At 73.3% G+C, this 8,338-nt stretch carries 8 protein-coding genes; 2 read left to right on the top strand and 6 right to left on the bottom strand.

What is annotated here, in order from left to right:
* Both HW578_RS19270 and HW578_RS19265 read right to left on the bottom strand, forming a co-directional pair.
* A partial coding sequence (locus tag HW578_RS19270) for a site-specific integrase (protein ID WP_369407932.1) occupies positions 1–535 on the bottom strand: 535 nt, incomplete at its 3' end.
* Between the two features lie 208 nt (positions 536–743).
* A complete protein-coding gene (locus HW578_RS19265; RefSeq protein WP_198372335.1) occupies positions 744–893 on the bottom strand; it encodes a hypothetical protein in 150 nt (49 codons plus the stop codon).
* 176 nt (positions 894–1,069) lie between these two features.
* Between HW578_RS19265 and aroB the strand changes: the two genes are divergently transcribed.
* A complete protein-coding gene (aroB, locus tag HW578_RS19260) occupies positions 1,070–2,776 on the top strand; it encodes a 3-dehydroquinate synthase (protein ID WP_369407931.1) in 1,707 nt (568 codons plus the stop codon).
* A gap of 112 nt (positions 2,777–2,888) precedes the next feature.
* Positions 2,889–3,455, top strand: a complete 567-nt coding sequence (locus tag HW578_RS19255; RefSeq protein ID WP_198372334.1) for a DUF2889 domain-containing protein — start codon at positions 2,889–2,891, stop codon at positions 3,453–3,455.
* A 143-nt stretch (positions 3,456–3,598) separates the two neighbouring features.
* On the opposite strand, the gene HW578_RS28320 is transcribed toward HW578_RS19255, so the two are convergent.
* The 4 genes from HW578_RS28320 to argJ all read right to left on the bottom strand — a co-directional run bounded on the left by HW578_RS28320 (position 3,599) and on the right by argJ (position 8,228).
* The gene (locus HW578_RS28320; protein WP_198372333.1) at positions 3,599–4,597 is read right to left on the bottom strand and encodes a bifunctional GNAT family N-acetyltransferase/(deoxy)nucleoside triphosphate pyrophosphohydrolase; all 999 of its coding nucleotides are present in this window, start codon (positions 4,595–4,597) and stop codon (positions 3,599–3,601) included.
* A 34-nt stretch (positions 4,598–4,631) separates the two neighbouring features.
* The gene (locus HW578_RS19245) at positions 4,632–5,555 is read right to left on the bottom strand and encodes a class I SAM-dependent methyltransferase (protein WP_198372332.1); all 924 of its coding nucleotides are present in this window, start codon (positions 5,553–5,555) and stop codon (positions 4,632–4,634) included.
* On the bottom strand, positions 5,552–6,724 hold the full coding sequence (locus HW578_RS19240; protein WP_198372331.1) for a glycosyltransferase: 1,173 nt from the start codon (positions 6,722–6,724) through the stop codon (positions 5,552–5,554). The genes HW578_RS19245 and HW578_RS19240 overlap by 4 nt, the downstream gene beginning before the upstream one ends.
* A gap of 265 nt (positions 6,725–6,989) precedes the next feature.
* Positions 6,990–8,228 (bottom strand): bifunctional glutamate N-acetyltransferase/amino-acid acetyltransferase ArgJ, encoded by a 1,239-nt coding sequence (gene argJ, locus HW578_RS19235; protein WP_198372330.1) that lies wholly within the window; start codon positions 8,226–8,228, stop codon positions 6,990–6,992.
* Between the last annotated feature and the right edge of the window lie 110 nt (positions 8,229–8,338).

The raw sequence follows: 8,338 nt of genomic DNA, 5'->3' as shown, positions 1-8,338 counted from the left end.
GCGGTTCGGGCGTGTCCTCTTCCGGCTCCTTGCCGCGCACCGCGACCTGGCCCTCGGTCTCGCGCAGCGCCCCGGCGGGCAGCGAGACCAGTTCGCTCGCGCGCAGGCCCGAGCAATAGAGCAGTTCGACCGCCGCGGCCGCGACCGGCCCGCGGCGGCCCGGCAGCGCGGCCGCGGCGGCGATGAGCGATTCGACCTCCGCCTCGCTCAGCGCGCGCGGCAGGCTGGCGGGCAGGCGCGGGCTTTCCAGCAATTCCGTCGGGTCGTCGGGGCGGATGCCCTCGCGCGCCAGGAAGCGGTGGAACTGGCGGATGGCGGACAGGCGCCGGGCCTGGGTGCGTGCGGCGAAGCCGGCCGCGGCCAGGCCCTCGACCCAGGCGCGCAGCGTGTCGGCATCGGCGGCATGCACTGCCATGCCGCGGGCGCGCACGAAGGCCGCGAAATCCTCGAGGTCGGCGGCATAGGCGGCGAGCGTGTTGCGCGCGGCACCCCGTTCGGCGGCGAGCATCTCGAGGAAGGCTTCGACCTGGGGCACGGTTTTCAGGCCCTCAGACGGCGGGCGGCCGGCATCCGCCGGCCTTGCCTTCGCGCCATGCAATGGCGCCTCGGCGGCGGCGGGCAGGTTGGGCGCGGTCGCGCTGTGCGCTCCCGGATCGCGCGTGGCGCGATTCCGAGTTGGGTGTCCCTTCGGGTGGCGGCGCGTCGGCTTCGTCCGGGGCCGCGGTCAGGGCTCCGCCCGCCCCTCACCGCCCGGTGCTGAAGCGGTCGTTGGGCAGCGGGCGTTCCACCTGCTGCGGCGGCACGGCGGGCGGGAAGGCGCCCAAGGCCAGCAGCCCGACCGCCACGGCGCCGAGCACCAGAAGCAGGATCATCATGAGCGGGCTGCGGGACATCGCGGGCGGCTTCTCCCTTCGGGTCGGGTTTCGCTGCCAGGGCAGCCCCTGGTCGGCACAACCGCCACGCGGTTCCACCGATCAAGCATAAGATGCTCTAGGATCTGGGTTTTCCCGAGCACGAAATCCGACCGGATAATTCCATCCGGCCGGGTATTGCTCTAGCCTTCGCCCCCGTGTCGCGCAACTCCGCCCTTGATCTTCCTGAAGAAGACCACCTCAACCCCGTCCCACCGCCCGGCCAGCTCCCGGCGGCGGCGCGCAGCATCGTGCTGGTCGGCATGCCGGGGGCGGGCAAGACCGCCATCGGCAAGCGCCTGGCCGCACGCCTCGGCCTGCCCTTCCGCGATGCCGACGCCGAGATCGAATCGGCGGCCGGCATGCCCATCACGGAAATCTTCGCCCGCTACGGCGAACCGCATTTCCGCGACGGCGAGCGCCGCGTCATCACCCGCCTGCTGGCCGGACCGCCGCTGGTGCTCGCGACCGGCGGCGGCGCCTTTGCCGATGCCGCCACGCGCGCCGCGATCAAGGCCTCGGGCGCTGCCACGCTCTGGCTGCGCTGCGCCATGCCCACGCTGCTGCGCCGCGTCGCGGGGCGCGAGCACCGGCCGATGTTCCTCAACGCCGACCCGGCCGAGGTGCTCGCCCGCCTGATGGCCGCCCGCCATCCCTTCTACGCCGAGGCCGACGTGACAGTGACCTGCACCGACGAAAGCCCCGAGGCGACGACGCGCCGCGTGCAGGATGCGCTGGCCACCGCCGTCGCGCCCCAGCGCCTGCCGGTCGGCCTGGGGGATCGCGGCTACGAGGTGCTGGTCGGCCCCGGGCTGCTGGCGCGCGCCGGCGGGCTGGTCGCGGGGCTGCTGCCCTCGCGCAAGGTGGTGGTAATCACCGATTCGGCGGTCGGCCCGCTGCACCTGCCCGCGCTGCGCGACGGGCTCGAGGCCGCGGGCCTGTCCGTGCTGACCGAGATCGCCGTGCCGCCGGGCGAGGGATCGAAGGACTTCGCCCGCCTGTCGGATGTGCTGGAGGCGATGCTCTCGGCGGGACTGGATCGCCGCACCGCGGTGGTGGCGCTCGGCGGCGGCGTGGTGGGGGACCTGGCCGGCTTCGCGGCTGCCATCGCCATGCGCGGCGTGCCCTTCGTGCAAGTGCCGACCACGCTGCTGGCGCAGGTGGACAGCAGCGTCGGCGGCAAGACCGGGGTGAACCTCAAGGCCGGCAAGAACCTGGCCGGCGCCTTCCACCAGCCGCGCATCGTGCTGGCCGATACCGACACCCTCGCCACGCTGCCGCCCCGTGAACTGCGCGCCGGCTACGCCGAGGTGGCCAAGCACGGGCTGCTGCAGGGCCCGCTGTGGGAGTGGTGCGAGGCGCATGGTGCGGCCGTGGTGGCCGGCGACACCGCCGCCTTGACCCATGCGGTCATCGAATCCTGCCGGCTCAAGGCCGCGGTGGTCGCCGCCGACGAGCGCGAGGAATCCGCCGAGGGCGGCCGCGCGCTGCTCAACCTCGGCCACACCTTCGGCCATGCGCTGGAGGCCGAGGCGGGCTTCGACGGTTCGGTCCTGCACGGGGAGGCGGTGGCGGTGGGGCTTGGCCTGGCCGCGGCGCTGTCGGCCAGGCTCGGGCAGTGCAGCCAGGAATGGCCCTCGCGCGTCGTGTCGCACCTGGCGGCCTGCGGGCTGCCGGCGCGCATCGCGGACCTGCCGCGGCGCTTCACGGTCGATGCGCTGCTCGGGCGGATGGCGAAGGACAAGAAGAACCGCGATGGCACGATGCGCTTCGTGCTGATGCGCGGCGCCGGGGATTGCTTCACCAGCGGCGATGTCCCGCGCGAGGCGGTGGCGGCGCTGCTGCGCGACGAGGGTGCGGGCTGAACCGCGCCGGCGGCGCGGCAACCGCGCCCGCACCCCAGGCATGCCGGGCGCAGGCTGGTCTTCCGGCGCCGGCTGCGATACCGGTCCTGCTGCACCGCACGCCAGGTCCGTCATGCCGCTGTCCGACCCCGCCGCCCGCGAACCGATGCATCGCCGCCAGATCGACATGCACGGCTATCGCCGCGCCGATGGGCTGTTCGACATCGAGGCGCATCTGCTCGACACCAAGTCCTACGGCTTCGACAACGAGGAACGGGGCTTCCTGCCGGCCGGCACGCCGCTGCATGGCATGTGGATCCGCCTGACGATCGACGAGGACCTGCTGATCCATGCCTGCGAGGCGGCCTCCGATCACACGCCCTATGCCATCTGCCCGCAGGCGGCGCCGAACTTCGCGGCACTGGCCGGGCTGAAGATCGGCCCGGGGTTCAACCGCGCGGTGCAGGAGCGTGTCGGCGGCGTGCTCGGCTGCACGCATCTGCGCGAGGTGCTGGCGCAGATGGCGACGGTCGCCTACCAGACGCTCTACCCGGTGCGCCGCGCGAAGGAGCAGGCGCGCGAGGCGGCGACGGGCGTGCGCGAGAAGCCGCGCATCATCGGCACCTGCCTGGCCTACAAGCCGGACAGCCCGGTGGTGAAGCTGCGCTGGCCCTGGCTGGCGGAGGAAGCAGCGGAGTAGCGCGCGCCCTCCAATTCGGATCGCGCGCAGGCGCGATCCGGGAGTGCAAGGCGCGACCGCGCCCAGACCATCAGCCCTGCCCGGCGCAACAGTGCACGGCGCGCAAGCCAAGCCGGCGCATGCCGGCGCCCGCCGTCTGTGGGTCACAGAAAATCTCTCAACAGCGCGACCAGCGGCACATCCGCCGGCGGCATCGCGTAGTCCGCGAGCTTCTGCGGCCGCACCCAGGCCAGCGCCTGGCCTTCCATCGGCGTCACCATGCCCTGCCAGCGCCGGCACAGGAACAGCGGCATGAGCAGGTGGAAACGCTCATAGCCATGCGAGGCGAAGGCGAAGGGTGCGAGGCACGCCGCCGTCACGTCGATGCCGAGCTCCTCCTTCAATTCGCGGATCAGCGCGTCCTCCGGCGTCTCGCCCGGATGCACCTTGCCGCCGGGGAATTCCCACAGGCCGGCGAGCGGCTTGCCCTCCGGCCGGCGGGCCAGCAGCACGCGATTGTCGGGGTCGATCAGCCCGACCGCCGCGACCAGCAGGATCGGCTTGCCGCCCGGCGCGGGCTCGGGCACCGGCGCCGCGGCGGCCGGCGCGGGTGCGACATCGGCGCGCCCGGCCTCGAACAGCCGCACGGGCATCGCGCCACCGCGCGAGAGGAAATCCTGCGCGCCGGTGCCGGTCTCGCGGAAGCCGATGCGCGCGAGAACCGCGGAGGAGCGCGCATTGTCCAACAGCGCGCTCGCGGTGATCCGGTCGATGTCGAGGTTCGCCAGCGCCCAGCGCGCCAGTCGCCCGGCGGCCTCGGGCGCGATCCCCTGCCCCCAGTGCCGCCGGCCGACCCAGTAGCCGAGATCGGCGGAGCGGTCCTCGCGGTCGCGCGTCAGGCCGCAGCAGCCGACCAGCACGTCGTCCTCGCGCCGCGCGATGGCCAGGTGATACGCCTCGCCCTCGATGATACGCTCGGCGGTGGAGGCGATCCATTCATCCGCGAGGTCCCGCGGATAGGGGAAGGGCACGCGGGCGAGGGTCTTCGCCACCTCCCAGTCGTTCACCAGGCGGTGCAGTTCGGCGGCATCCCCGGCGCGCAGCGGGCGCAGCAGGAAGCGCGCGGTCTCGAGCGGCGCGAAGGTCACGGCGGAATCGGGCATGGGCACCCCAGGAACGGCGCCCGCGCGCCCGGCGTCAAGGCTTGCGCGCGACCAGCAGCACGAACATGGGCGCGGCGTTGCGCGGCAGCGGCAGCAGCGCGGCGGCGATGCGCCCGAGCAGGATCGACACCGCCAGCGACGCATACCAGGACCGCCGCGCGGCGAACCACGGGCCTTCGGGCGGCGCCTTGATCGGCGCGAGGCGGCCCATCCAGTGGATCAGCGGCTGCGCCTGCACCGGCGGGAGCAGGCGGGTCTCCTCGACCACCAGGCCAAGCCGGGCCGCCAGGGCGCGCATCGCCGCCTCGCTCCACCAGGACAGATGATGCGGCGGAGCGTTGAAGACGAAATCCGGGATCGCCGTCATGGCCGAGGGCCAGACCGGCGCGCCCAGCATCAGCAGCCCGCCGGGCTTCACGCAGCGCGCCATGTCGGCGGCGAAGGCGAGCGGGTCGGCCACATGCTCGATTACCTGGAACGCGACGGCGGCGTCATAGGCGCCGGGATTGGCCGCGGCATGGGCGGCCAGGCTTTCGGCACGGATATCGGCTGCGCGGTCGGCATAGGCGCCAGGGTTGGGGTCGAGCCCGACATACCGCGCGCCAGGCACGAGCCGCGCGAAGGCGCCGGCCCCCGCGCCGACCTCCAGCACCGCGTCGCCGTCGCGGATGCGCGCCGCGGCATGCGGGTATTCGGCGCGGTCGCGCCCTGCCGCGCGCACCCGGCCGCCGGCATCGAGGCGGCGGTACAGCGCCTCGTAGAAGGCCCCGTCCCCTTCCTCCGCCGGGGCGAAGAAGACCAGGCCGCAGGGGCTGCGCCAGACGCCGATACGCCCGGCGGGCAGCGGCGTCGGCTCCACCCCGAAGGCACGGCGCCACAGCCCGCGCAGCAATCCCGGCGAGACCTCCTGCACCAGCACCGCATCCTCCCCGGTGATGGGGCAGGTGCCAGGCGTCATGCGGCCGCGCCGGGCCCGCGGCGGCGCAGCACGCGCACCTGCTCGGGCCCCAGCACCTCGTAGTCGATGTGCCGCCAACGGATGACGCGCGTGCGCGCGCTGGTCCAGAACAGCGCAGCCACCGCCGGGGCGGTGACCGGTGCGAGCGCCCCCAGCGCCACCTGCGCCGCGCGCGCCGGCGCACCCTCGCGGATGCCGACCGCGCGCGTCACGCGGTCGTGCAGCAGCGCGCGCGCCACGCCAACCGCGCCGACGACACCGACGAAAGCCAGCGCCAGGCCGTCACCCGCGATCGCCATCAGCGCCAGCGGCAGCGCCAGCGCCTCGGCATGCAGCGCCACGCCCAGCCAGACCCACAGCGAGGGCACATAGACATGCACGATCTGCAATTGCCGCGTCTTGAAGGCGATCGCCTCGCGGTCGCCACCCTCTGGCGGCGTGGGCAGCAGCACCGCGCGGCGCGTCAGCACGCGCAGGCCAAGCGCGCGCGCACGAGCGCTGATCGCGCCATCGGTCGAGAAGGTCCGGGACAGCGCATCCGGCAGATCCATGCGCACCAAGGCATCGCGCGCGATCGCCACCGAGCCGCCCCAGACCAGGCCCGAGGCCAGGAAGCGCGGACCGAGCGCAAGCGAGCGATCGAGCCACGCCACCACATGCCGCCCCGGCCCCGCGCCGTCCAGCGCATGCCAGCGATAGCCGGTCACCACGTCCGCGGCACGGTTCAGCGCCGGCGTGGCCAGCCAGGACAACCGGGTGTCCTGCGGCAGGATGTCGGCATCGAGCAGCACCAGCGCATCGTCCTGCGCATCCACGCGCGCCAGCGCGGCGATCATGTTGGTCGCCTTCTGGCTGCGTGTGTCGTCAGGGCCGGCGATGACGACCTCGACCGGGAAGGGCAGCAGGTGCTCCAGCTCGCGCACCTGGGCCAGCGCAGGGTCGGTCTCGGCCTCCAGTGCGACACGCATGCGGCGCGGGCGCAGCGTCTGGCGCGCCAGGGCGGCGAACAGCAACGGCAGGCCGTCGGTGCGGCCGGTCACCGCGAGCAACAGCGTGACACGCCCCGGAACCTCGACCGCCGGCGCACGGAAGAACCGCAGGAACCAGACGGCCCCGGTGATCCAGGCGCACGTCGCCAGCAACGCGACCATGCCGAGCAGTATCGTCATGGGGCGCTGCAGGAGGGGGCTTTGCCCCCTCCGAACCTCCCCCACCAGGGGGCTACGGCCCCCTGGACCGCGGGTATTGAACCGGGGGATCCGGGGAGGGGCATCGTCGGTGGCACGGATGCGACGCGCGCGCCCTGCCGCTCACCAAATCCCCCGATCAAGTCAAGGGTTCCAAGGGCCTTGAGCCCTTGGTGGCTTTGGCGGCGCTGCCGCCAAAGGGTCCGGGGGAGGGCAGAGCCCTCCCCCGCCGCGCCCCGTGCCGGCACTAGCTCCGGTACGACCCGTTGATGTCGATGTACCCATGCGTCAGGTCGCAGGTCCACACGGTGGACTTGCCCTTGCCCAGGCCGATATCGACGGTGATCTCGACCTCGCGCCCCTTCATGTGCGCAACCACTGGCGTCTCGTCGTAGCCTTCCACCACGCCGCCGTCGCGCGCCATCCAAACGCCGCCCACGGCGATGGACAGCCTGTCGCGGTCGGCGGGTTCACCGGCCTTGCCGACGGCCATGACGATGCGGCCCCAGTTCGCGTCCTCGCCGGCGATCGCGGTCTTCACCAGGGGCGCATTGGCGATGGACATGGCGATGCGGTGGGCGGAGCGCGCGGTCACCGCCCCGGTCACGTCGATGCGGATCAACTTCTGCGCACCCTCGCCGTCGCGGGCGACCATGAGGGCCAGGTCCATCAGGACCTCGTTCAGTGCGCGGGCGAAGTCCTTGAGCACGGGCCCGCCTTCGGCCGGCACGCGCGGGTGCTTCGCCACACCGGTCGCGAACAGCATCACGGTGTCCGAGGTCGAGGTGTCGGAATCGACCGTGATGCAGTTGAAGGACTTGTCGCAGCCCTTCTTCAGCAGGGCCTGCAGAGCGGGCGCGGGAATCTTCGCATCGGTCGCGAGGAAGGAGAGCATCGTCGCCATGTCGGGCGCGATCATCCCCGACCCCTTGGCGATGCCAGCGATGGTGACGGTGGTCTCGCCGATGCGTGCCGTGCGGGTCGCCGCCTTGGGGAAGGTGTCGGTGGTCATGATGGCGCGCGCGGCGTGGGCGAAGCCGGCCTCGGCCGCCGCGCCGAAGACCTTGGGCAGGGCACCGACCAGCTTCTCGGTGGGCAGGCGCTCACCGATCACGCCGGTGGAGGCCAGGAAGATCTCGCGCGGCTTGCAGCCCAGGATGCGCGCGGCTTCCTCGGCGGTGCGCGCGCAGGTCTCGCGCCCCGCCTTGCCGGTGAAGACGTTGGAATTGCCCGAGGTCACCACCAGGCCGCGCGCCTTGCCGCCCTTGAGTGCGGCGCGCGACCATTCGACCGGCGCGCCGGGGCAGCGGTTCTTCGTGAACACGCCCGCCGCCGTGGTGCCCGCGGGGAAGGCCATCGCCATCACGTCCTCGCGTGCGCGGTAGCGGATCTCGGCCATGCCGGTGGCCACCTGCACGCCGGGCACGGGGGGCATCTCGGGCATCGGCAGCGCGAGGGGGGAGACGGGAAGGGCCTGTCCGGCCATGGCGGTTCCTCGTTGGTCGTGCTTGGTCGTGGTCAGCGCCGCTGCGGCGCGGCGGGGCGGGCCGGCGGCGCGGCGGGGGCGGGCGGCTCCGCGGCATCGATCGCGCGCGG

Origin of the sequence: Roseomonas rosulenta (genome assembly GCF_016106005.1) — a bacterium.
Classification (GTDB): domain Bacteria; phylum Pseudomonadota; class Alphaproteobacteria; order Acetobacterales; family Acetobacteraceae; genus Neoroseomonas; species Neoroseomonas rosulenta.
This window is presented reverse-complemented; position numbering and strand designations above follow the sequence as displayed.

Excerpts from the sequence above, each read along its gene's own strand:
- argJ (WP_198372330.1), bottom strand. The coding sequence starts at position 8,228 with ATGGCCGGACAGGCCCTTCCCGTCTCCCCCCTCGCGCTGCCGATGCCC.
- HW578_RS19255 (WP_198372334.1), top strand. The coding sequence starts at position 2,889 with ATGCCGCTGTCCGACCCCGCCGCCCGCGAACCGATGCATCGCCGCCAG.
- HW578_RS19245 (WP_198372332.1), bottom strand. The coding sequence starts at position 5,555 with ATGACGCCTGGCACCTGCCCCATCACCGGGGAGGATGCGGTGCTGGTG.
- HW578_RS19240 (WP_198372331.1), bottom strand. The coding sequence starts at position 6,724 with ATGACGATACTGCTCGGCATGGTCGCGTTGCTGGCGACGTGCGCCTGG.
- HW578_RS28320 (WP_198372333.1), bottom strand. The coding sequence starts at position 4,597 with ATGCCCGATTCCGCCGTGACCTTCGCGCCGCTCGAGACCGCGCGCTTC.
- HW578_RS19265 (WP_198372335.1), bottom strand. The coding sequence starts at position 893 with ATGTCCCGCAGCCCGCTCATGATGATCCTGCTTCTGGTGCTCGGCGCC.